Here is a 26687-nt window from a genome sequence, read left to right as displayed (position 1 = left end):
CGCACTCATCCACTCTACAAACGCTGAATGTGAAATCCGCCGTCGACATGAATTCGCTCGCCGGTGCTGAACGGCAACGCACCGCTGGCGAGCATGCTGACCGCCGCTGCGACATCGCCCGGCTGACCCCAGCGGCGAATCGGCGACAAGCCATCGGCAATCAGCTTGTCGTATTTTTCCTGCACCGGCGCCGTCATGTCGCTGGCGATAACGCCGGGGCAAATTTCGTAGACCAGAATTCGCGAATCCGCGAGTCGGGTGGCAAACAGCCAGGTCATCATCTGCATCGCGGCCTTGGCAATGCAGTAGTCGCCGCGATTGGTCGAGACCGCAAAACCCGAAATCGAAGAGACGTTGATGATCGTGCCGCGGTCGATCGTGCCCGCTTCCACGAGTCGAACCATTTCCCGCGCTGCCGCTTGCGCGAGAAAGAACGGCCCCTTAAGATTGGTGCCTAGCACCTGATCCCAACTCTCTTCGGTCGCTTCGAGCAGATCCTTACGACCCGGCGAAGTGATGCCGGCGTTGTTCACCAGCAAATCGATTCGACCAAAGCGAGTCAGCGTTTCGGCCACCACACGCTGCCGATCGGCCGAACTGGCGATGTCGCCTTGCACGACCAAACAATCGCCGCCGCTGCTGGCCAGCTGTGCTGCCAGTTCATCGGCAGCATCGCGCCGGCTGTGAAAGTTAATCGCCACGGCCCAGCCGTCGGCAGCCAGGCGTTCGACAATGCCGCGCCCAATGCCACGACTGCCGCCGGTGACGATTGCCACCGGCCGGCCTGCGGTACCGCTCGATATTGGGTTGGAAATGGAAGGAGGAGTTGGCATTCCTCCTTTATACCAACTTAGGTCGGCGGAATGCGTTGATCCGTGCCCATGCCGAGAGCGTTGAAGTCGCTCGGTGCCAGGCCGGGCGCGACGTCCACGGTTTCCCAGCAGAAATCATCATCTCCCACACCTCCCACCACGCTGTCGCGGAACCCGTCGTGCGTGATGGTGCCGAGCAACGAGTTGTTGCTAGAGCTACCCCACAGCGTGAGCAAAGCCAGCAAAGCTGCGTCGTTGTCAGCGACATTCGTGTAGGTCGCAGCACCGTAGTTACCGACGCTGGCTACCGATGTCCAGGTGCTGTGCTCGTTGTCGACCATGCCTGTGATGAGCAGGTCGTTGCCGTTGCCGCCGTCGATGATGTCGTTGTTGTTGCCGCCGAACAGCACGTCGTTACCCGTACCGCCCAAGAGCGTGTCGTTACCGGCTTCGCCGCTGAGCAAGTCGTTGCCATTGCCGCCGCCGAGCGTGTCGTTGCCTGTGCCGCCGTACAACCGATCGTCGCCATCGTCGCCAGAGACAATATCGTTCCCCTGGCCGCCAGAGACATAGTCGTTGCCGGCGCCAGCGGTGATCTGGTCATCGCCTGCACCACCATAAAACACGTCATTGCCGCCCAGGGCACTCAAAATATCGTTGCCGCCGACATTGCCGTCCTGCGGCGTTGGATCGGCAGGCGTCGTCGCCGAGTTGTCGCCCCAGATCACATTGTCGCCGCCGCTGCCGTTGATCCGATCGGCCCCCGTGCCGCCGACGAGCCAGTCGTTGGCCATCGCGCCAGTGAGATAATCGTCGCCATCTTCACCGTAGAACTCGGCCGGAATGGTGAGATTTGCCTGCGTGATCGTATCGGCGCCGCCGCCGCCATACACCACGGTTTTGCCGGTAACCGTGTGATTGGTGATCGCGGTGCCGATGCGCAGACGAACCTGGTTCGGATTGGTCGGCGTGTTGTTGAGGCTGAACTGCACCAGGTCGCTGCCAGCCGTGGTCCGAGCAAACAAGTCGCCCATTTGCACGTTGGTGAGGATGCCGTTGTTGACCAGATTGATGTCTTCAATTTGCGTCCAGGCCAGCGGTTGAATGCCCGTTGCATTCAACGATCCTGGCGAGACCGCCGAGATCACCAGCGAACCGCTCGTTGGCATGCCAGTCACATCCAAGTTGAGAACGTCGCCCGGGCCATCGCCCAGCGGCAACGCCGGACCGCTCGGCTCGCCGCCGTCGATCGAGATCGCGGTGCTCACACTCGGCCGAATCATGCGGACCGTGCTGGCCACGGCCATGCCAACCTGATTGCTTCCGGTGCCGGTCAATCCTGGCGGCGTTTGACCGAAGAAGTCTGCGAGATCCCCAGCATTCGGATTGCCCGGAGCATCGCCATACAGATTGATCGTGTTGACGCCGCTCGCCATGCCCGAAGGAGTTACGCCAATGCCCGTGCCGCCGAGCTGATCCGATGTAAACAGCAGGAACTGGTCGCTGCCGGTCCAACCGCTGAGAGAAACGATGTTCAAATCGTGCGGCGGGACCGTATTTTCAAACCGCGCGTCGATCGTGTCGTTCCCCTGCGTACCGGTGTAATTCAGCACGTCAACATTGCGGAAGATCACATCGTCGCCGCTGGTCGTCGTGATACCTTCGATGCGGTAGTCGGCCGTCACGGCTGGATTCACAGTGTTGATAAAGACACTGTTCGGCCCGACATCGCCGGTGTCGATGATGGTTAATGTGTCGGTGTTGCCGCCGAGATTGCCATCCGTGCCGTCAACCACCACCTGACCCACGATGGCGTTCACCGTGTTGAGCGTGTTCGCCAGCAGGAAGGTGTCGCTGCCCGCGCCACCATTGAGCGTGACCGTGCCCGTGTTGCCGGTGGTGCTATGCACTCGCAGCGTGTCGGCATTGGCATCGCCGTTGAGCGCGGTCGCGAGCGGATTGGTCTGACCCGTGCCGTAGCCGAACAGTTGCAGATCATCGGTCCCCAGGCCGCCGCTCACCGAGATATCACTGAAGTTATTGCCGCTGAAGTCGAACGGCGTGTAACCGCCGGCCGCGGCAATTCGCGTGAGCGCGCCATTCGGGGCGACGCTCATCGTATTCGCACTGAGATCACCGAGCACCGACAAGCTGCCGGCGGTACCGCCGGTTCGCAGCGTCGATTCGACGTTCTGGAAGTAACTCAAGAGCGATACACCCGCCGCGTCACTCTGGATTTCACCTTCGTTTCCAGCCGTGCCCGTGCCATTGCCAATCGCATAAATCTGCGAAGCCGGCGTCGCCGCGATATGGAACACCAACGAATCGGTGCCACCCAAGCCATCGAACAGGAACTCGCCAGCGAGCGGAATGTTCGGGTTGTTCGTCACACCCGGCACTGTGCCGCTGAAATCGGGCAACGTGTAAATGTCGTCGACCGTGACAATGTCGTTGCCGGCGCTGCCCAGAATTCGCAGCGACAGAATCGTCGACAGGTTGCCTTGGTACACCAGCGGGCCGTTGTTCGCGCCGTCACGCAGCTGCACCTTGGTCATCGTCGAATCGCGCACAACAAACAGGTTGCCGACGGGATTGACGCTATTGTCGTAAGTCAAGTGGAACGAGCCGATCGGCGCGGTGTCTTCAATGTTGGTGAAGAGCACCTGCTGATGTGCGCTGGTGAAGTTGAACCTGCCCGAGCCGCTGCCGTTGTACGGAGCGATCGTCCCCGGCACGGTCAGATTCGGATTCGTCGTGCCACTCAGGTCCAGAGCCAGCGTGTCGAAGTTCGTTGGCAAATCAGAAGATGCCGGAGCAAAACCGTTGACGCGGAACTCGGTTGTGATCTGCGGGGCAAACGTGAACGTGTCCACATCATCGTTGCCGTTGATGAACGCGCCACCGCCGCTGCCCACTGCGGGCGTCGTAATCACACCGGTGATCACCAGCAAACCGCCAGAGCCCGTCACGAGTTCAATCACGCCGTTGCTCTCCGCATCGCCCGCGTCGACGTTGATTGTCGTGCTGAGCGCGCTCGTGATATTGCCGTTAATCGTGGCGTTATCACCGGCATTGAGCGTGACGCTGCTGCCACTCGAAACCAGCGAAGCGCCCACCGGCAGCGTAATGTTCTGCCCGGCGGAAGCGAGATCAACACTGGTCAGGTCGATCGCACCGGTCGCGGTGCTGGCGCCGAGCAGATCGAGCGCCGAGTTTTCTTGAACAATCGCGCTCCCTGCCGAGGCCACAAACGTCAGCGAGCCGAAGTTCACCAGATCGCCAGCGGCAGTTCCCAGATTCAAACTCGGGCTGCTGAAGCTGGCGTTGTTGGTCACGGTGACGCTCGCAGCGGCCGCGTTGTTGATTGCCCCAGTTGAAGTCAGCACCAGGCTGTTCGCCGTGCTGGTTCCGCCGAGTTGCGTGCTGCTATCTTCCGCAATGTTCACCGCGCCCGCGCTGTTGAACGTCAGCGTTCCCAGGTTGATCGCATCACCGGCCTGATTACCCAGCGTGACGCTGCTGCCAGTAAAGCTGCCATTGCCGCTCGCAGAAACAACGGCGGCAGCGGTATTCGTCACGGCTCCGGTTGTATTCACGATGATGTTGCCATTCGCAGCCGTCACCGTAGCGAGAACAACCGCGCCACCCGCGGTAGCCGAGACATTGCCATTCGCGGCAGTCACATTAGCGAGTGTGATCGCGTCCAGCTCACGCAGATCGACATTGCCAGCGCCGGTAACATTAACCGACGTCGCCGTCGTCACGGCCGTTTCGAGGAGGATCCCCGTGGCTGCTGTGGCGGTCAGGCCGTTGGCGGAAACTCGCGTGCTGCCGTTGATGTTGGTGTCGGTGATATTGCTCGTCACAGCGCTCAGCGTCACGTTGCCGGCAGTACCTGCGTTGATCGCATCGCCCAGGCTAATGAAGTCCGTCGTCGCAGTCAGCGTGATATTGGCGCCGGCTGGCGTCGTGCCCGCTCGTGTCGAGTCGATCGTGGCCGTGTTCTGACCAGAATTGGCCACGATGTTGCGGTTGGCAGTCAGGTTAAGCAAGCCACCATTGGTCGAAATACGCGAGGCCGTCGAGTCATTGATGACGATGATGTCGCGCGTGGCATTGACGGTGTTCGTACCGGTGCCGGTGACATCGAGGTGCGTCGCTTGCCGAATATTGAAATCCCGCCCGGCACTTACCAGGATGCTCCCCGCGCTCAGCACATCGCCGAAATCGCCCAAGGTCGCGGTGCCCAGGTTTACGTCCTGACCAGCCGTGATCGAAACCAACGCCGCCGCTCCCGTCGTTTGCACGGCGGTTGCGCCGCCACCTGTGTTGACGTTGCTCGTTGCTCCCTGCGCGTTCAGAGTAATATTTGCCGGGCCGCGCACGTCTTGTGCGTTGAGCAAGACGTTGATCGATCCTGTTGCCACCAGGCTGATGTTGCCACTCGCGCCGGTTACGTCCACGCCGCTGAGCGTGCCATTCACACCGCCGATGCTTAGCGTGCCGGTGTTGCTGAGGAACACGCCGCCCGTCGTCGTTTGAGCTTCGAAGTTGCCGATCGTCGTTTCCAGCGGATCGCCCACCGTGCCGATGCCGGTGACTGCGGTGGCCGCGAGGCTCGGAGCGGTGATGTTGTTCGCCGCGCCGTTACCATCGACGATGCTGCCGACCGTTGCTGTCAGCGTGGCAACGCCCACAACTGTCAGCGTGCCGCCGTTGAGAGCGATGACTTCATTGGTCATCGTCAGCAGACCGCCGACGTTGCCACCATTCAACGTTGTGGTGCCGGTACCTGCCGTTTGCGTCACGTCGCCGGTCGTGGCAATCGTGCTGCCGAAGATCAGGTCATCGACCGACGTCACGCTGATCGAAGCCAGCGGCGTGACACCACCGATCGCCGCGTTGAACGTTGCATCGCTGGTCGCGCCGGCCATATTCACCGTCAGCGCGCCACCGCCATTGATCGTGCCGTTGAAGACGACAGAGCCCACCGCATCGACGCCCGCACCGTTCGTCACCGTTAGCGGACCGGCTGCCACCAGCGTGATCGCTCCGCCCAGGTTGAGCGTGCTGCCATCCTTGATCGTGATCGTTTGCGGATTGGCTGCTGTAACCAGCGCGAGGTTCAGATTGTTGGTAACAGCGACATCGGTCGCATTGTCGCTCGTCACACCGCCGCTCGCGGCGTTCAGCGTTACGCTGTTGCCCGTGATGGTGTAGGTGCCCGTGGTGTTTCCAAAGTTGATCGTGCGGAAGTCGGTTCCCGCGGCGAAATTATTGAACGGCGCGTTCTTGCCGTTCGCCAGACCAACGTCGTTGAAAACCAGATCGTCGCCGGCAAACGGCGTGACGTCGCCGACCCAGTTGGTGGCCAGCGTCCAATCGTTGCTGACATTCACCATGCTGTTGTCGATTCGACCGTCCCACACCCGTGTCGCAGCAACCGCTTGCAGCACGAAATCGTTGCCGTCGTTGAGACCGACCGCCACGTTGTAGCTGGTGGAGTACGTCTTGCCGCCGATCGTCACCGTGGTCGGCGAAGTGGCCGGCAGCAGTGGCAGGATCTCGCTGAGGAAGCTATTCACGCCTTGGCTGATGGTGCCAGCGCTCGTCTTGCTGATGAGTTTGAAGGCATCGACGCCGTTGACTGGATTAAATCCGTTGCCGAGAGTGCCATTGATGGTTGCGTTATTGGCGATATTCGTCGTCGCATTGCCGGTGATCGTCACTGCGCCGGTGCCGCCGACCAGCAACTGGTCGTATTGCGTTCCGGCCGTCGTGCCGTTGATATCTGCCAGGTAGCGCGAACCAGCGCCAAAGGTCACGTTGTTGTTGACCGTCAGAATGCCGGTGTTACCCGGCGCTGCCCCGTTCGGACCAGGATTGAGAATGCCGCCGACGGCGAGATTGGAAGCGACCGCGCTAAAGGTCACCGCGCCGTTGATCGTACCGCTACCGCCGAGCGTGCTTCCCTCGCGCACGGTATAGGTGGAGGCGGTCACTGTGCTCGGCGTATTCACCAGCAGCGTACCGCTGTCGGGATTAAACGTTGTCGTCCCCGTATAGGTGTTGTTACCCGAAATGGCGAGCGTACCGCGACTGATTTTGGTAAAGCCAAATGCACCCGTCACCTGCAGCACCGCGGAGATATCGAGATCAACCAGGGCGTTCCCTTCGCGGACGTCGATATTACGGGTGCCGCCGTTGAAGTTGTAGATGCCAGTGACCGTCGGCGCCACGCTCGCCGTCGTTGTGCCCGACTGACTGATCGAAATCAGCGCGTTGTTGTTCGTCAGCACACCGACGCCGGTCGCCAAATCGCCGCTGATTGTCGGGCCGACATCCAGCACAATGGCGTTGTTAATTACATCACTTACACCGTTCATATTCATGAAGCCGGTGCGCGCGATGCGTACCACGCGATCCAGATTCTGGTTGGCACTCGCAGCCGCGCCGTAGAGCAGTACATCGGCGTTATCTCCGCCGACGTTGTCGCCCACCATTACTTCGCCGCCGACGATCGAGGAAGTATTTGTGCCCTGCTTATTGAGCAACAGCGTTCCCTGCTGCACGTAGGTGTTGCCTGCGAAGGTGTTGGACGAAACACCGGCTGTCTCCAGCGTGCCGACGCCCGTTTTCAGCAGCGAAGCGCCAGTGCCACCGGCGATCACCCCCGAGGCTCCGTTGAACGTCAGCGAACCGCCATCGACGGCAATCGCCGTCGGATTAGTGTTGATGGTGAGATTGCCCAGCGTGCTGAGATTGCCTTGCCAGAAATTCACGCCGCTTTCGTTGCGCAGGGCGCCCGTGCCGACCGACGCTTGAGCGCCGTTGTTGAACACATTCGTCACCGGGCCGTTGATGATGCCCGTATTGTTCAGCGCGAGCGATTCATCGCTCACCGTCATGCCGGCCCCACCGCGCAACTCGAGGGCGCCACTATTCACCGTCGTTCCCGATGCCACGGGCCCCTCTTGGTGCGTGGTGATCGTACCGACCGACGCATTGGTCAGGCTCGAGGTAAGTGTGATCTGCCGGATGTTCGGATCGGTGTCGGTAATCACCGGCACTCGGTTGTAGAAGCTCACCGCGAGTTGGTTCGGCGTCACACCGTCATCAAAGATCCCGGCCTGCGCTGGTAAGCCCGGATTGATGATCGTCTGATCGGCAATCGCAACGTTGGCTCCCTTGGCAAACCGTGCTTCGATCGAACCGCCGCCGGTTCCTTGGAAATAAAGGATGGCAATCCGATAAGTGCCAGCCGCAGGGAACGTAACGTTGCCGGAAGCCGGCAACACACCGTGTGAACCCGGATTGTTCACCACCCGTTCGGTTGCGCTGAAGAACCCATCGTTGTTGGTGTCGATGAGAATCACGCTGCCGTCATCGCTGTTCGTGCCGAAGCTCCAAGTGAGCGGGTCGGCGCCACCCACAATCACGCGGCCAGTCCAGGCGGCTTCGAAGTTCGTCGTACCGGCAGCGCCATTGATGGCGTCCATCGCGGTTTCGTTCACATTCAATGCGGTATTGAACGTGCCCGTTGCATCCGGCGTGAAGGTGAGCGTCGGATAGACGACCCGGGCACCCTGCAACCAATGGATGAAGTACTGAATGTTGGTGTTGCCGTTGACCGTGCTCACCACTTGCACGTTCCCCACACCGTACAGTGTTTCCAGCGCGGCTTGCACCTGGTTGGCAGTCGCGTTGAAGGGAATCGCGACCGTTGTCCCCAAGTCCGTCGTGATGGTGTACGTGCCCGAGGCATTTCCAAAGGCGTTGTTGATGACGTAGCTCTGCACTTCGTCGGTAAACTTCGTGCCGAAGGAGTTGCCGCCCGTCACCGTCAAGTTGCCGCTGCTGACAACCGTCGAGCCGACATAAGTGCTCTGATTTGTCCCATTCAGCACCAGTCGGCTGTTGGCAGCACCACCCTTATTGAAGCCCGAGATCGAACCTTGAGCACCTTCGACGAGGGTCGACGAAATCGTCAAATCGTCATTGACCGGGGCATCGGCGTTGACGTTGAAATTGCGATTCGCTGCATTGCCGGTCGAAAACTGCGGGCGTAGTTCGAGCGAACCGCCATTGATGGCCGCTCCCGTGAGTGCCGTCACCGGCAGCGCGCCGTAGCTATCCACGGTGAGATCGCCGTTGAGGCTCAATGTGCTGCCGGCCTGCAGTTGAATATTGCCGGCTCCTTGCGAAGCAATCCGCAACGTCGGCGCGCCGATCGTTTCACGGCCGGCCAAGCCACCCTGCGCGAGCGTTGTCACCGCAATCGCAGCGCCCGAGTAAGCCGTGGTGCCGGATAGAACTTGAATCTGATTCTGGTTGAGCCCCGCGAGTGTCCCCAGGAAGGTCACCGTCACGGAGGTGTTCTGTTGCAGCGGTCCACCTTGAACCACCACGCTGCCACCCACACCGCCAATGGTCGACAGAGCGTTCAACGCGGCTTGCACTTGAGCCGCCGTTGCACCGGAGCTGAAATCGCCGGTGCTCACGCCGTTGAATGACAAGCGGAAATTGCCGCCCAAACCCGCGTTGCCGACAAAGATCTGCTGCACTTCGTTCGTCACCGAGGCGGCCTGCGTAACTGACGTTTGCACGCGACCAGTACCCGTCACAATCACCGCCGCCCCATCGTTGATTTGCTCGGCGGCATTCAGAATCAGCACATCGGAATTCGCGGCCCCCGCATTGTCGCCGACGATGATCGTCCCTTGGATGGCATTCACGCCCGGAGTTTTATTGAGGACCAAGGTGCCGTCGAGGATCGCCGTTTGCCCGGTGTAGGTGTTATTGGCCGTGCCCGCTAATTCCAACGTACCGCCACCCACCTTATCCAGAAACAACGGAACCTGGTTCTGGCCAATGATTGCATTCAGCACGAGTGAGGTGCCAGAATCTGTACCCACAAACTTGAATTGATTGGCGCCGTTGCCGCTGAGCGTGATGGGCGTTAATCCGCTCCCCCACGTGCTGCTGCCGCTGATCGTGTGCACCGCGCCTGTGAGCGTAGACGGCGAGCCTGTCCGGTTGAACAAACCAAAGCCGTCGAAGGTCAACGATTCGTTGCCGATCGCCAGGCTGCCGTCGAGTTGCAGTTCAGCTCCGGAGCTAACCACCGTTCCGCTCCCCGCGCGATTCACAGCGAGCACGGTCGCGCCCGTGGCGGTGACCGCCGCAACGTCGGTGCCGGAGAGTGCTCCCAGGAACTCGATGATAAATGGATCGTAAGTGGTGGTGTTGATCACACCGGTGCCGGTCACGCTGACCGAAGCATTCGAGCCGCCGATGCTGGGAAGTGCATTGAGCGCCGCAGCCACGGTCGCCGCCGTCGAGCCGGTTGGTATCGACACGGTCGTGAAGCCATTGAACGTCAGGGTGAACGCAGCCCCTGTGTCCTGAACGTAACTCAATTCGTTCGCCCGCAGACCGAGCGCGTCGTTGTTCTGCAGACGTAGCAGACCTGCACTAACCGTGGTCGTGCCGGTGTAAGTGTTGGCACCGGAAAGTACCAGCGTGCCGTTGCCGGCTTTGGTCAGTGTGCGGTTGAAGGCGTTTTCGCTGAGCACACCGCTGATCGTTACCAGCGACTGCGGGTCTTCGACTGTAATGGTTGGGTTCGCCAGCAGCGCGCGAGCTCCACCAGTGGTGAAGTTCAAATCAAACGTGCCGCCGAAATCTCGTTTGCCGCCAGCCGTAAAGTTCCCCGCCAGCACCAGCGGAGTGCTAATGCTGCGATCGGCCCCATCGGCCCAGATCACGCCGCCGCTCACCGTCAGCGGAATCGTACCGAGCGCGTTGTTCGCACCCAGCGACAAGATGCCTGCCGTGTGAGCCGTGCCGCTGCCGGTTACGTTCGCAGTCACCGCGCTGGCTGTACCTGGAGCGGTCGTAATTGCCAATGTCAGAGCGCCGACGTTGATAGCCGAGAGCGCGCCCTTGAAACGTACGATGAACAGCATCTGTCCAGCCGCATTCGTCGAAGCAATTACTTCGACATTGCCCACACCTACGTACGGCATGGCTTCGAGAGCGGTCCGCAAGTTGAACGCCGCGGTTCCGGCCACGGAGTCCGGTCCCGCCGTCGCCGTCAGAATGATCGGCCGTGAAACCAGGCCATTGAATGTCATCGTGTATTGCGTCGTTCCAAACGTCGCGCCCGTGATCGTGAACGATTGCACCGAGTTCAAACCGGTGTAATTCACGACGTTGGTTGGCACTAGCAACGTACCGCCGCCTGCCTTCGAGAGGCCGCCCGCTGCACCTGCCAGAGCCCCAACGCCCACCGTCCCACTGATTACCAGGTCATTCGCAAGTTTGCCGTCGCCGACCGTCACGATTCGCTGCACACCGGTCAGGTTCATGCCCGAACTGATGGTGGCTTGCGGACCGGGGTTGTACTGAATGTTGCCGTTGAGGTTCAACACGCCAGCGCCGGTCACGCTGCCGCCTTGCAACGTCAGGCCCGTTGTCGTGAACGAAGAACCGTTTTGGACATCGAGATTGCCTTCGACAATGCTCGTGGTGGTGATGTCTTCCGAGCCACCTTCGCGTCCTGCCGCCATCGTCAGTGTGCCGCCGCCCGTGGTGTTATTCAGAATGGCCAACAACGGCACGTTGATATTTGCGAGCGCGCCGGTGAAGTAAATATTGAATACCGCGCCGCTGCCGGTTTGAGCGCTGACGACGCGCACGTTGCCGACACCGATATTCGGCATGCCCTCGAGAGTCGTTTGAATATTCGCCGCGGTTGCGGTCGTGAGCACTTCGCCCGAGACAAAGTCTCCCAGCAAGAAGCGATACTGCCCGCCGCTGAGCGTGCCGCCGAGCGTAAGCGTCTGAAACTCGCTGCCGGCCCCTTCGGCCAGCGTTGCGACAGAAACGGCAGGCGCTGGAAACTGTGCTCCACCGTTGGCCATGGTGCCGTTGGCCCCGGTCATCAGCGGGATATTGGTATTCGCCAGCGTGCCTCGGAAGATGACATAGAAAATACCGCCGTTAACGCTCGAGTCGGGGCCGATGACCTGCACATTTCCCGTGGCCACGTTCGACAGCGCAGCGATCGCCGCCGCCAAAGTTGCGGGCGCGCCAGTCGCGCCAATCGCGACATTGTTAGTTGCCGTGCTGCCCGCGATGTTCAACGTGTAAGTACCGCTCAAACCACCGCTCGCGAGGGCAATCGCTTGCACTTCATTGCCAAAACCATGCACGGTCGTGGCGGTGCTGATCTCTACCGGTGAACCTGCATTCGTGAGCGAACTCTTCGCCGCCATCTGCGGCAGATTGGCGCTCCCCAGCGTTCCCGAGAACGTGATGACATACGCGCCGGCTGCTCCAGTCACCGTAACATTGCCGACTCCAATGTTCCCCAATGCTTCGAGCGCTGCCTGCACGCTGCCGGCACCCGTGGCCGGCGCATTGAACGCGATCGCCGTCGTCGTTTGTCCGGCAAACGTCAACGTGAACGTGCCCGCCGTCGCGGCGGCGAACGAAACGGTCTGCACTTCGTTAAACGTGCTGACGTTTACCACCAGTTGACCGGAGCGATTTACGATCAGGCCTTGGCCGTTGATGATCTGATCGTGAGCCAAGATCACCACGCGATCCGCATTGGCAGCACCTCCGTCGTCGCCGATGACAATCGGGTTGCCGACATTGGCCGGCACGGCGGAATTCGCAGTGTTCGCCCGTTTGTTGAGGTTGAGCGTGCCACCCAGAACTTGCGTTTGCTGGCCGTAGCTATTTCCCTGCACGCCGCGGAACTCGAGCGTGCCATCGCCGGTCTTATTGAACGTCACATTGCCACCGACCGTCGCTTCAAAATTCAACTGGCCGGCGTCGACACCGACCACGGTCGGATTTGTCGCGTAGTTGATTGCCGTGTTCGTGGGCGTGATCGTCGAGGGAATCAGCACGCCCCAAGTCGAATCGCCGCTGAGGCTGCGCAGCGCGCCACCTCCATTCACCGCATTGAAGAATGTATTGCCGCCAAAGATCAGCCCGCCCCCCGCAATCGCCGTGGCGATGGTTGCGCCCAGACCGCCGCTCGGCGTGACAGTCAGCGTCGAAACATCCAGACCAAAAGCTGGATTGCCGAATTGCTTGCCGAAAGTGATGAGGAAGTCCACATTGCCGGCCCCGCGATCACGGCGGACCACCGCGACCTCTCCACCCCGAGCACCGATGGTCGAAAGTGCATTGAGCGCGCTCTGCACTTGAGCCGGAGTCGCATTGAACGGCAGCACCGCCGTTGTCTGCCCGGAATACGTCAGCGTAAAGCTGCCTGCTGCGCCGCTCAGGCTCAGTCGTTGCACTTCCTGAACAACACCAGCCCCGTTGAGCGTCAACGTCTCATTGCCGACGGCCAGATTGCCTTGCAATTGCAACGAGGCGCCGCTGCTGACGGTCGTTGCGCCTGACTGACCATCGCGACCTGCAGCCAGCGACGCCGTAACCCCGGTCACGTTCGTGGTCATGAGCGCCACATTCTGATCGGCCAGGTTCCCCTGGAACCAGATCCGGAACGCGGGCGCAGTCGAAACCTGATCGACCCGTACATTGCCCGGACCGACATTCGGCAGGGCTTCGAGCGCGGCTTGAATTTGGGCCGCAGTCGCCGTCGTTGTGAGAGATGCCGTCGTGGCGATGGGCGTCGTCGTCAAGCCGTTGAGCGTGATTGTGAAGGACCCAGCAACCAGATTCAAAGTCAGATTCTGATATTCCTGCACGCGGCCGAGAGAGTTGCTGTTCTGGATGGTCAGCGTTCCCTGATTCACGATCAGAGCGCCCGTCAGATCGGTATTATCGCCGCCCAGAATCAAGTCGCCGCCGAACTCCTTGCGAATCGTAATGCCAAGCGCGCCCGAGACGCCCGCGCCACCCTTCGCCGTTTCAGCGACCACTGGTACCGCGCCACCACCAGTGGTCGCAGTAATATTCAGCGCGCTCACATCTTGATTGGCGAGTGCATTGGTGAACGTGATGATATACGGGCCGCCGGTGGCATTGGGGCTGCTCACCGACACGTTGCCATTTAGCGCGGGGATCGTATTCAGATTGGTCTGAATGTCGGCCGCAGTTGTGGTGCCCGCGGCATACACCAGCGCGGTCGCGGCCACACCGTTGAAGTTGATTGTGAATCCGGTCACGCTTTGACTGACCGTCAGCGTCTGCTGCTCACTGACGACCGGACCAATCGCGCCGCCGCGAATGTTTTCCAGGGCGGTTATGGTGTTGTCACCCGTACCCGCCGTGAAGGTCGCCGTTGTTCCAGTGATCAGTGGCAAGTTCAAACCGGCGAGAGCGTTGATGAAGTTGATCGTGTAAGCGCCACCAGCGCCGCCTGTGACGTTCACATTTCCGGCCAGGGCGGGAATCGATTGCAACGCCAGTTGCAAGGCGTCGCCTGTGGTTGTTCCGCGCGTGAGTGCTGCAGTGGTTCCACCCAGCCCAACGCCAGGGATGGTGGGGAAGGTAACCGTAAACGTCAACACGGCGCCGCCGACTGTCAGCGTCTGCTGTTCGTTGAGGGCAGCGATCTGCGCGCCCGTCAGGCTCAACGACGCACCGGTGTCGACGATGTACGTGGCATCGGCACTGGTGAAGCGCAGCGGTGTCGAGACCGTGTTGCTGCCGATGTTATTGCCAATGATCTGACCGCTGCGGACATGCAGCGAGTTGCCGCCGCTAATCGTGTTACCCCCGCCGACAAACATCAGGGCGTTGACCGTTTTGTCGCCGGTGACAACTTCACTGGCGCTCAGTTTGACATTGCTTGTCGGCGTAGCCGCGGCGAGCGACGTCACAAAGTTCAGATTCGGTACGATACCGTTGGTGCTGTTGTAGGTAACGAAGTCGAGGCCGGCCTGGCCGGTGAGCGTCGCAAAGCCGAGTGTCGAAGTGACGAGCGTCGGAGTCAGGGTGGCCAGCACACCTTCGCCGCTGGCTGCCGGTGCATTCACCGTCGCGCCCGTGAGCGCGCTGAAAACCGTCATCGTCGGCAGGTTGGAACTCGCCAGCGCGCCAGTGAAGAGAATGCTGTAGGTCACCGCGCCGGTGTAAGCCGCCGGCCCGACGACCGTCACATTTCCCGCACCCACGATGGCTTCGATCGCTGCCTGCAAATCAGCCCGCAGCGTGGCCGCAGTAAAAGTTGCAGTCGATGACACGCCGCCCAGATTGAGCGTGTAAGTGCCGCCAGTGATGCTGCCGTTAAACCCGATCGTTTGCAGTTCATTGCCAGCGCCGTTGTTCTGGCCCGCCAGCTGCTGCAGATTGGTATTGATCGCCAAGGTCGGGGTTAGCCCGGTCAAGGTGCTGGCGCCGGTCACATTCGGCACGTTGGCGGTGCCGAGCGCGCCTTGGAACGTGATGACATACACGCCGCCACTCACACCCGAGCTGCCAGCAACGGCCACGTTCCCCACACCGATTGAGCTGAGAGCTTCGAGCGCTGCCTGCACGCTCCCAGCGCCGGTTGCCGGGGCGTTGAACGGAATCGCAGCCGTCGTTTGACCGTTGAACGTCAGCGTGAACGTACCACCCAGATTCCGACCGGCGATCACCACCGTTTGCTGCTCATTCACACCCGAGAAGAACACACGGTTGTTCGCCGAGCCGAGATCCGCGCCGACTCCTTCAAAGTTCATATTGCCGCCGGCGCCGCGAGTCATCGGATTGGTGAACGTCAACGATTGCCCAGCTGCGCCCGCCGTGGAGCGAACCACCGAAGTCCCTGCGTTCGAGCCGTTGACGATCAAAGCGCCGACTGTTTCTGTTGTCGGAGTCGTTGCGTTGCCTATGAACGACAGCACACCACCAGCCATCGTAACGGTCGCGACATCCGCAATTCGTCCACGCGGATCAGCGACATTTCCGGCCGAGTTATCCAGCACGAACTGACCTTGGCCAAAGTTGCCGCCGTTTGCCGCAATCGCGCCCGCACCAAGCAGCGCGGCGTTGCCGCGCAATACGATCGCGTTACCTGTGCCAACCGTGAAAGTTCCAGCCGCACTGTTGTTCGAATTTGTGAGCGCCAGCGTACCGGGCAACAAGCCAGCGCCACCGGCCGAAGTCGAAATGCTGCCAGCGCCACTCAGGGCTCCGCTGATGACAAAATCATCTGCGCTATTGGGGATAAAAGTGTCGTTGATCTGAAAATTGCGGCCGGAGGCATTGATCGCCAGGTTGCCGGAGAACGTGGCCGGCAGCGCAGTGCCATCCGTGGGTCCGAAGCTGTTGATCACAAAGGCCGAACTGATCGACGCCAGCGTGTTGCCGCCCGTCACAATCGCCCCGCCGTTGTTCAGCGCCGACTCGAGAACCCAGTTCGCATTCTGCGAGACGGTCGAGAAGCCGTTGGTTTCAGTCGCGATGGTGATCGTTGGCGTGGCAGCAGTGGAGGTCAACAAGTTGGCCGAAGTAGTCAACGCCGCGGCATCTTGATTGGCAATCCCGCCGGCAAACCGCACGAAGTAAGTAGTGCTGCTATCGGTGGCGACCTGAGTGACCACCGCGTTGCCCGTACCAATCGTTCCCAGCGCGGTCAGTGCGGCTTGCACCGTCGCAGCCGAAGCACCAGCTGCGATCGGCGTGGTGACCTGACCGTTAAATGCAAGTTGGAAGTAGCCACCCAAGCCGTTGCCGGCAATCGTGATCGATTGAATTTCGTTGCCGGTTAGCCCACCCTCAAGCGCGGTTGCAGGCGTTACAGCCGGCGTCGTTCCCGTGAGCGAAGAATTGGCCGTGAGCGTGGCGACATCCAGATTGGCCTTCGTTCCGGTAAACAGCACCAGGTAAGTTCCGCCTGCGGTGCTGGATGATCCAACGACATTGACATTCCCCGCGCCGATATCTCCCAGCGCCGACAACGCGGCTTGCACTGCCGCGGGTGAGTCGCTGACCGAAAGCGGCACCGTGGTCGTCGGCGCCGTAGCTCCGAAGCTGAGCGTGTAGGTGCCGCCGAGCGCGACACCGGGCGTGGCCGTAGCGGTCACGATCGCCGGGGATGTTCCACTTAGCGAGCTCGTCGCCGTGATTTGCGCCACATCGGTGTTACCCAGTCCGCCTTGGAACGTGAGATTGTAGGTCCCGCCCGTCCCACTGCTCGAGCCCGTGACCGAGACGTTCCCCACGCCAATGGTCGGCAACTTCTCGAGCTCTGTTTGAATGGTGGCTGCAGTCGCATTGAAGGCCAACGCAACCGTCGTGCTCGCCCCGAATGTCAAAGTGAATGTGCCACTGAGGCTGCTGCCCGAGAGCGTCACTGTCTGCACTTCGTTGCCAGCGCCGGTGATTTGTACCGCTTGCAGTTCGCTCGCCGTCGTGCCATCGGTATTGCCGATCGCCGTCATCGAGATCGCGCCGGTGGAGGGCCGCACATTGAGCAGCGGCAAATTCGCCGTGCCAAACGCGCCGTCGTTGCGATAAACAATGGTGTAATCGGAGTTGACCACGGCCGTGGCAGGTCCGAGCACGGTTACGTTGTTCACACCGAACATGCCATCCATCGCGGCTTGCAAATCGGTGAGCGCACTGGCGGCGTTGAACGTGACATTGCGCGACAGCCCGGCCATTTCCAAACGATAAGTCGTTCCCGCCGCCGGCAAGGTCGTAAACCGCAGATGCTGCGTCTCGGAGCCAATTCCACCGATGGTCGTTGCGGCAGCGCCAGTCAACTGATTCAAGTTCACGCCGGCCAGGTTGCCGTTGAAGATGGCAGTCAGCGTGCCGCCCGAGACGCCAATGACCGTCGTGTTCGCATTCGTGAAGCCGGGAATCGCAGTAATGCCGGCCCGCACCTGAGCGGCCGTTGCATTCGCCACCACGGCAGTTCCCGCGACACCGTTGTATTGCGGGGTGAAAGCGGTGTTGGGGAAGGTTTGCACTTCGTTGCCAATGCCATCGCGCAACGTGGCGACCACCGGAGTCATGCCGGTCCCCGCTGCCGTCATCGCAGGAAGATTCGCATTCCCCAGTGGCCCCGTGAACGTCAGCACATAAGCGCCCGGCGTGCCCGTCACGCTAATTGTTCCGGCTGCGAATCCGTAGGCGGCACTGAGCACGGTGTCGAGCGCACTCTGCACCGTCGCTGGCGCAGCGTTGTATGGAATGGCAGCTGTAGTCTGTCCGGTGAAGCCACCGAAGGTGAGCGTAAACGTGGCGGTCGTGGAGGTCAGCGCCGAATAAGTGATCATCTGCACTTCGTTCAGCGCAGTTGAACCCAGGTAGCCCTGAGTGGCAGTAGACATGTCGAGCAAGCCAGAACCCAAGACCGTCACAACCTGGTTATTCGGGAATTGATTGGCTTGCTTGAGAATGATTTTGTCCGCATTCGGGCCGCCACCTTCATCGCCGATGGTCAAACCACCGCTGAGCGCATTCTGTCCCGGAATCTTGTTCAGCGCGACCGTTCCCTGGCGAACGATAATCGAGCCGCCGAAGACATTCGTGTAAGGACCGCCGATTTCCAGCGTTCCTTCGCCCTGCTTCAAGAAGTTGGTGCCGCCCGTTTGCGTGATCTGACCGGTGAGGAACAGCGTCCCTGCATCCACACCAAAGCCATTCGAGTTGCTGCCGCCGTTGGTCATGATGATCGGGCCCGACCACGTGTTGTTGCCGGCAACATTCACAATGGCGCCCGTGAAAATCCCGAAACCGCGCGAATCGAGAGCCAGCGTCAATGGCTCCGAGAAATTGCGGCCGCCAGCGAGTTCTACGCGCCCGCCGCTGTTAACCAACGTATTGCCGATCGTCGACCCAAACGCCCCATCATTCAGCGGACGCACCACACCGTTCGCGATTGTAAACGTGCCGTCGAACGAGCTGTTGTTGTTATTGAGCGCGAGGGTGCCGACGCCCCCCTTGGTGAAGCTGTGAATCTGACCGGTGCCGCTCGTTAGATTGGCCGACATCGTCGTTACGTGATTGAACGTGTTCGTATTGACGGTGATCAGCTGCTGCGCGGTGTTGTTCGATGGATTGATCGTGCCCGACAGCGTCGCCGCCGAGGCATTATTCATGTTGATGTTCAGCGACCGGTTGACAGCTCCCTGACCCGAGATCACACCGCTCAGATTGAAGTTGTTATCGCCCCGCACGTTCAGATCGGCATTGAGCGTGATCGGAATGGAGATGTTCGTCGTGGTGGGCGCACCGCCATAAGTATTGAAGAACAGCGAGCTGGCAGCGGCCACATTCACCGAACCGGTACCGAAAGCATTGTTGTGTCCGGCAGCAACATTGCCGCCGTTGAACGTGAGCGTGCCCGACATGGCGCTATTGTCGCCGCTGAGCAACAGCAGACCGTTGCCTTGCGACGTGAGCACGCCGCTGGCGCCGCCGCCATTGATGGCGGCGCTGATGACGAGTTCGCGCAGATTGAAACCGGTGTCCGTCACATTCAGCGTGTGCGGCAGGTTGTTCAGATTCAGATTGCCGCTCACCGAGGCGCCCGGTGAACCAGTGAAAGCGGCTACGATGCCGGTGCTGAATTGGGTCTGCATCCCCAGGCCGGTTGCCATGGTCAATGTTCCCGTGCCTGTCGTCACATTCGGGAACGTTGTCACGCCCAGGAAGAAGTTCAGACCGGTAACCGCGGCATTGCCGAGCGTCTCGTTGTTGTTATTCAAATCCAACCGCCCCGACGGCGTGACCTGCACTTGCACCGTATCGAGGATTTGATTCGCCTGCAGCAAGCGGACAAGGTCCGCATCCTGCGAACCGTTGTCATTGCCGACCGTGAGCACGCCTTGAATGGCGGCTACGCCGGCCGTCTTGTTCAGTTCGAGCGTTCCTTCAAAGACGCTCGTGGTACCGGTATAAGTATTCGCACTGGCGCCCGAATAACGCAGCGTACCACCGAGCAGCTTTGTCACACCATTGGCGCCACCGCCGATCGCGTTGGTAATATCGAGCAAAGTGCCCGCATCCACGCCAATCGTCGAAGTTCCCGCCAAGGTCACCGCGCCGGTGAGTGTATTGTTCCCCACGATGCTGCGAATCACGCCCTCGCCACCAAAGCCCACGCCGTTGATGTTCACGGCATTGGCGATTGTCAGCGGGGCGATCGAACCATCCAGCAAGAGCGAGAAACCGCTGTTCACGGTGGCCGTCCCTGTTCCCAGGGCGGTACTCGATTGGGCCACCAATTCGCCGCCAGTCACGGTGAACCCATTGGTGTAGCCGCCATTCGCGCCAGACAACACCATCCGGCCCGCGCCGGCTTTGGTGACCGCTTGGGTTCCGGTGATCGCCGCCGAAATGACAAAATCCGAAACTCCCGCCGCGTCGTTGACGGTGATGGTTTGCGCAGCCGTTGACGAAAAATTCAAATTTCCGGTAATCGTGATCGGCGTCGGCGCCCCACCTGGCATGCCCACGTTGTTGACGCTGTTGACGACAATATTCGCGCCGGCGCCGGCGAGCGTGAGAGTGCCCGTGCCGGTCGTAATGCTCGAGCTCGATGTCGGCCCCATGTTGAGGTTCAGCACCGTGCCAGCCGCGGCAGGAACAAATGATTCCGACTGATTGTTGAGGTTGAGCAATGCCGTGGAGTTCAACGTTAGTGCAACCGTGTCCGCAATCTGATTCGACTGCAGAAGTCGTACGACATCAGCCCCCTGCGTGCCTACGAAGTCACCGATCGTCAGGGCAACAGGAATCGCATTGACTCCGGTCTTGTTCAATTCCAGCACGCCTTGCCAGATCGTGGTGGGTTGCGCAAAGGTATTCGCGGCGGCACCTGCCAATTGCAACGTACCCGCGCCAAATTTATTGAAGCCTTGATTCGAGACCACGCCGGCCAGAATTAGCGAGCTGCCCGTATCGACTCGGATGCCAGTGCGATTGGTCTGCAGATCGACATTGCCGCCCCAGGTATTCGTGCCGCTTACATTGCGCAGCGGCACGTTTGCGAATTCGAATTCGCCTTGGCCGCGTAAAAACGCAGTCTTGGTTGTCGGCGTGGTGATGTTGGCACTCAATTCCACCGTGCCGCCATAAATGACTTGCACGTTGCTGGCCGTCCCGGCCGCTCCAAAGGCATCGTTGCTCTGCGCCGCCACCACGCCTTGAGTGACCCACGTGCTGCCACCCGTGTACGTATTCGCGCCGGAAAGAGTAAGCCGACCAGCGCCACCCTTGCCGAGGTCGGTCGTAGCGCCGGCGATCGCGCTGCCGATGGTCAGATCGCTGTTGCGATCGACAAACACCAGGCCTTCGGTGCCACCTAACTGCAGCGTCGCTCCGGACACGCTGTTGTTCGTTCCCGACGAGGCCAACAAACCGCTGCCGGCGAGGGTCACGTTAGCGCCCGTCACGGCAATGTTGTTGCCCGACAACAGCAGGGCGTTTGCCACAGCGGCTGCGCCCAATGCGACACTGCTGGTCAGCTTCACATTTTGTGTCGCTGTCGCCGTGGCGAGATTCGTCGAAAAATTCGGCCCGCTTGTCAGCGGCGCCACGAAGTTATCGAAGGGAGTAACGGTCGGAGTGGCATTCACGACGGAGGTAAACTCAAGCCCCGTCGAATTGCTGATAACCGCGTAAGGGATAATCCCGTTGATCTGCGTCGGCAACGTGTTGAAGGCAATTCGATTTCCGGTGGTCGAGCCCAGATCGGTGCCGCGACCGACCAGGTTCAGCGTATTTCCATTGTTGTTGTTTTGCAGGGCCAGATTTGTGGACCGCAACGTGTTCAGGCCAAAGGGAGAGTTCGACAGCATTTGGATGCTGGAGCTGAAGTTGTTGCTGATGAACAACTGACCAAGGGACTCCGAAGTCGCCGCATTCGTCTTACCGACAATGGCGAGTGCGCCACCGAGGAGTTGGACCTGCGCCGAATCGCCGAGGCGATTGGTGAGCGCCGTCGTGCTGTTATCGATCTGCAGTACGCCGCCGATATTCACCGCGAAGTTGTTATTCAGCGACGTGCCGCCGCCTCTCAGCACCAAGTGACCACCCGATGTGTTCACCGTCGAACCGCCGCTGTAGGTATTCACGCCGGAGAGAATCAACGAGCCGTAACCGGTCTTGTTCAAGAACGAGCCCGTGAACGATTCGCCCACGCCGCCGGAAAACTCATTCGCCGACGCCGCAGCAGTAATAAGGTTGACGTTGTTCGTCAGGTTCGTAATGCCGGTGAAGTTCAAATCGTTGCCACCACCGCCAACCGCGCTCGTCCCCATCATGCCGTTGCCGGTGCCCAGCGCAATCGTGCCGGCCATCCAGATTTCATTGGCAATGGTCCGCGGTCCGCCATACGTCAGAATATGGCCGCCGTTGAACATGAATCGTCCGGTACCCAGCGCAGAGTCGCTGCCGATGGCAATGTTGCCGTTGGTGCGGAAGAAATCGCCCGACAATCCGCCGTTGGCGCCCGAGAGCAACAACGTGCCGTTGTTGTTGACGGTCAAATTCATGACGATTCCGGCCGTGCCGGTGATGTTGGCCGAAATCTCCAGTTCGTACGGCAACTGATTCTGATCGCCACCCGTATCGATGGTCCGCGCCAGCGATCCCAGAGCCAGCGTTCCGTTGATAATCTTCGGAGCGGCCACCAGGGTCCACAGGCTCGCACCATTATTCGCCGACGTACCGATATTTCCGATCAACGTGAGCGTTGCTCCACCTAAATCCACGGTAGAGGCAGCCTGCATCGTCAGCGCGTTCTGCGCATCGGCGACTCCGATCGTTTCGTTGTTCCCATTCAAATCCAACAAACCCGTGGTTCGCACGTCGACGAGCGCCAAGTTGTCCGGGATCTGATTCGGCTGATTGAGACGGACGACATCGGAATTGGCGTATGCCATCGAGGCGAACGTTGTCCCAATCTGGTTGTTAGCATCGCCAATGAGCAACCGCCCGGCGAATGCATTCACACCGCCAGTGCCGGTTCCCTTATTCAACAGAATGGTGCCTTCCTGCACGATCGTGTCGCCGGTGTAAGTGTTCGCCGTCGTGCCCGCCAATTCGAGTGTGCCCAGGCCCGTCTTGGTGATGCCGAGGGAACCAATGCCGCTGCCATCGGTGATAGACGAACTGATCGTCAGGTCATTACCGGCAGCGCCGTCGTTCACTTGCAAGGTGCGCGCGCCGCCGTTGGTGCCAAACTGTTGCAGAGCGAACGTTCCGCCGCTGATCGTTGCGCCGGTAGCATTGCCGGATCCTTGCGTGAAGACCGTCGTCTGGCCGTTCACCGTCAGAATGCCACCCGTGCCGATATTCACGGTGCCAGCACCGTTCGGTCCCACGAGCAGATTGAGCGCGCCGATCATTTCGGCCTGGCCGTTCAAATCGAGCACGCCGGCGCTATTCACCTGCACAGTCACGGTGTCGCTGATTTGATCCCCACCGGCCAACCGGAGCGTGGCGGTTGGCGCCGCAGGCTGATCGGATCCAATGACGATGGTACTGGCGAGCGCCGGAACGCCAGGTTCCTTATTCAGCACCACCGTGCCATCGAGCACGCGCAACGTATTCGTCGCGTTATTATTCACGCCACCAAATTCCAGCGTGCCACCGCCGCGTTTGACGATTTCTGGATTGCTGCCGCCATCAGCCGTATTGCCAGTGAGTGTCAATTGTGATCCGGTGGCCACATTGATGATGTTCACCGCGGTGTAAATGGTGGGCTGGTTCCCAGTCAGCGCAGTAATGTCTGCCTGCGCATTATTCCCCGCGCGGCTGACCGTTCCTGCCCAGCTATTGTTACCAGCGACGTTCCGAACGGCGCCAATCCCGGTGGCATACGAAGCGCCGACGCCTGACCCGCGCACTTCGATTGTTTCGGGCCCCACATTCACGGGGCCGAAAGTCGTTTGCTCAATTTCCAGGGTCGCGCCATTGCGAATAAACGTTCCCGACAACGGCCCGCCGACAGCCGTGCTCCGCTGAATATTGACGATCCCTTCGTTGATCGTCAGGTTACCGTCGAATTGATTGTCGCCCGTCAAAATCAGCTTGCCGCGACCACCTTTGTTAATCGCCGCGCTGCCGCCAGAACTGCGCACCACGCTGCTGTCGATCGTCGCGGTGACGCCCGCATCGACGTAGATCGAACCATTGTTTGGGTTGAAGTTCCCGACTGAAATTGTCGAGTTACCGGCAAATGCTACGGTGCTGCTTCCAATCGTCAGCGTGACATTGGGATTGGTGCTTGTCAGCGTCACGCCTGGACCTAGCAACAGCGAGTTGATCGTCCGCGATTCGTTCAGCGTATACACGCCGGGCGTGGTGAGCTTGAGATTGCTCACGGGACCCGCCAGGTTGAGTTCCGTTACATACGCCGATTGCGGCAAGGCAACCACGGCGAGGCCGTCTGGCCCCGATACCAAGGTGGCCATTTCGGTGGAGGCAGAGGTGCGGACGTGTCCACCCGCCAGAATGCCGTTGGTCAACCCTGGGGGATTTTGAATGCTGAACCGGTTCGGGCCGGTAGCGCTGAGGTCGCCCCCCACGCCGACGAACTGCATGGTGCGATCGGTGTTAGTTCCCAGCGTGTTCGTCGTAACCGCCGAAGTAAACGCGCCACCCGAGGTGTTTTCGATCTGAACGATATTGGCTACGGAAGCATTGGTATTGAACTGCCCCAGAAGTTCCGTGGAATTCGCAGTGGCTGAGCCCCGGAAGATAAACTTGCCGAGCAGATTGACGAGAGTCGCATCATTCACGCGATCGGCTAGATTGCCACCGCTGTTGTTATCGATCATGAACGTGCCGTTCACGCCGATCGTTAAGTTGCTGACGGAGTTCAAAATGCTGCCGCCACCGCGCAGCAACAGCGTGCCGCCATCGTCGCGAACGGTTGTGGTTCCGCTAAAGGTATTCGCAGCCGTCAAAACCAGTGTGCCGGCGCCGGCCTTGCCGATGCCCTGCGAACCAAAAATTCCTTCGTCGATCACGCCGGAAAATGTCAACGTGCCAGCCGCATCGGACACATAGATTTCGCGCGCGCCCGATAGTGTAGCCGGACCGGAAAACGTCAGGCCGTTTGCGCCTGCGACGTAAAAATTGCTATCCAAGCCGATCGCATTGGGAACTGTCCAGGCTCCGCCCCCCGCGATGAAGGTCGTATTATTATTTTGGATCGACAACACGCCCGTTCCAAACGCCGAATTGCTGCCGATCTCCATCACGCCGCCATCGACCAGAATTGTCGGCCCGGCATAGGAGTTATTGCCACTCAGCCGCAGCGTGCCACCGCCACGCCGCGTGATCCCCACGTTCGCGCTGCCGGTGATGTTGGCCGAAATGTCGAGATCGGCTGCAAAGTTGGTCAGCTGTGTATCGTTGATCTGGAAAGTGCGTGAAGCTCCCGTGCCTAAGCCCGAGCCACCGCCCGAGAACAACGTTCCCAAATCGAACGTACCGCCGCTGATCGTTGCGGCCGGCGTCGCGCCGCTGCTCCCCTGAAAATTGTTGACGGTCAGGTTGCCGCCCATCGTCAACGTGCCGCCACCCAGGACAATATCCGAGCTGTAGGTCGTTCCCGTTGTCAGGATAAGATTGCCCAGCGTATCGCTACGGCCATTCAAATCGAGCATGCCGGCGCTAAACATCGTGATCGTGGTGACGCTCACGCCGAAGTAATCGACTTCGGGAATCTGATTGTTCGCCAGCAACCGCACCGTCGCCGAGTTATCACCGCCGACGTTGTCGCCGATGTAGAGATCGCCACCGATCGCATTGCGGCCTGCGGTTTTGTTGAGCTCGAGCGTCCCTTGCAGTACCCGCGTTTCACCACGGTTGACGTTGTCCTGAGTACCGGCCAGTTGCAACGTACCACCACCTACTTTGACAAGGCGGTTGGTATTGGAAGTCGCCGAAGCGACGACGCCGGTCAAAATCAGTGTGCTACCCGTGTCCGCGCCGATCAGGTTGTTGCCGCCGGCGAGTTCAATGCCCCCCGTCAACGTGCTGCTGCCACTCACGCTGCGCAAAGCGCCGAGGCCCGAGGGATCGTTGCCATTGCCGAAACCAACGCCACCTTCCCGAATCGACATCGGTTCGGCGATCGTCAGATTTCCTGCGATCTGCAGCTGAGCGCCGGCTTGCACTTGCGTATCGCCAGTCACGGATGAACCGAGACCACTGCTGTTGGTGACGCGCAAGAAGCCCTGGCGCACGTCCGTAATGCCTTCGTACGTGTTGTTGCCGCCGAGGATCGCCGTGCCCGCGCCCAACTTGTTGACGCTGCCAGCCCCACCGATGGCGCCGGTGATATTGAGCGTGCCGGAACCATCCAGCGTCAGCGCCGAGATCGTGCCGCCGAAGGCAGTCGTCGATCCCAAAATGTTCTGCGTGTCGATCGCCCCCGACAAGGTCAACGTCGTGCTGGCGTTTGCCGATACGAACGACTGCGCATTGACCAGCGAGATATTGAGTCCGACCGTGTTTGCGCCGGCGGCGTTGTTCGCGGTCAGACCGCCATACAGTTCCACTCCAGCGCCGCCGATGTTGTAGCCGCTCCCCTGAATCAAGAGCGTATTGAAACGTGTGTTAGCCACCAGGTCGTTGGTGTTGGCCAGGTTCGCAGCACCGGTGGGAAATACCAGATCGTCGCCTGCCATCGGCGCCACGTCGCCGACCCAGTTGGCTGGGTTCGACCACAACGCATTCGCCGAACCATCCCAGGTCATCACGGCCAGTAGCGAGCGCTCTTCAAGTTGCTCCAGAAACATCTTCCGCCGCTGGGGAGCAGCACACTTCCGTTTCGAACGCTCGATCCGTACATCGTGGCTGCGACCATAGGATTGGCGGTGTGTCATGGAGAGGTTCCATTCAATAAGTTGTAAAGCGGCGATGAAGATCCGCGGATGATTTCCGGCGTGCTATGAGAGCAACCAACGAGGAAAAGGCTGAAGGCAGGGC

General features: G+C 60.2%; 2 protein-coding genes. Both read right to left on the bottom strand.

Annotation, left to right across the window (positions count from 1 at the left end; genetic code table 11):
• Window positions 1-14: 14 nt before the first annotated feature.
• Window positions 15-833, bottom strand: coding sequence for a 3-ketoacyl-ACP reductase (locus tag M9Q49_RS10640; RefSeq protein ID WP_254508722.1), 819 nt, complete (start codon window positions 831-833; stop codon window positions 15-17).
• Between the two features lie 17 nt (window positions 834-850).
• The gene (locus M9Q49_RS10635; RefSeq protein WP_254508721.1) at window positions 851-26584 is read right to left on the bottom strand and encodes an autotransporter-associated beta strand repeat-containing protein; all 25734 of its coding nucleotides are present in this window, start codon (window positions 26582-26584) and stop codon (window positions 851-853) included.
• Window positions 26585-26687 lie beyond the last annotated feature (103 nt).

It is taken from the genome of Anatilimnocola floriformis (assembly GCF_024256385.1).
Taxonomy (GTDB): Bacteria; Planctomycetota; Planctomycetia; order Pirellulales; family Pirellulaceae; genus Anatilimnocola; species Anatilimnocola floriformis.
Note: the sequence above shows the minus strand (reverse complement) of the source record. Positions and strands in the feature narration are given on the sequence as shown.

Excerpts from the sequence above, each read along its gene's own strand:
- M9Q49_RS10635 (WP_254508721.1), bottom strand. The coding sequence starts at position 26,584 with ATGACACACCGCCAATCCTATGGTCGCAGCCACGATGTACGGATCGAG.
- M9Q49_RS10640 (WP_254508722.1), bottom strand. The coding sequence starts at position 833 with ATGCCAACTCCTCCTTCCATTTCCAACCCAATATCGAGCGGTACCGCA.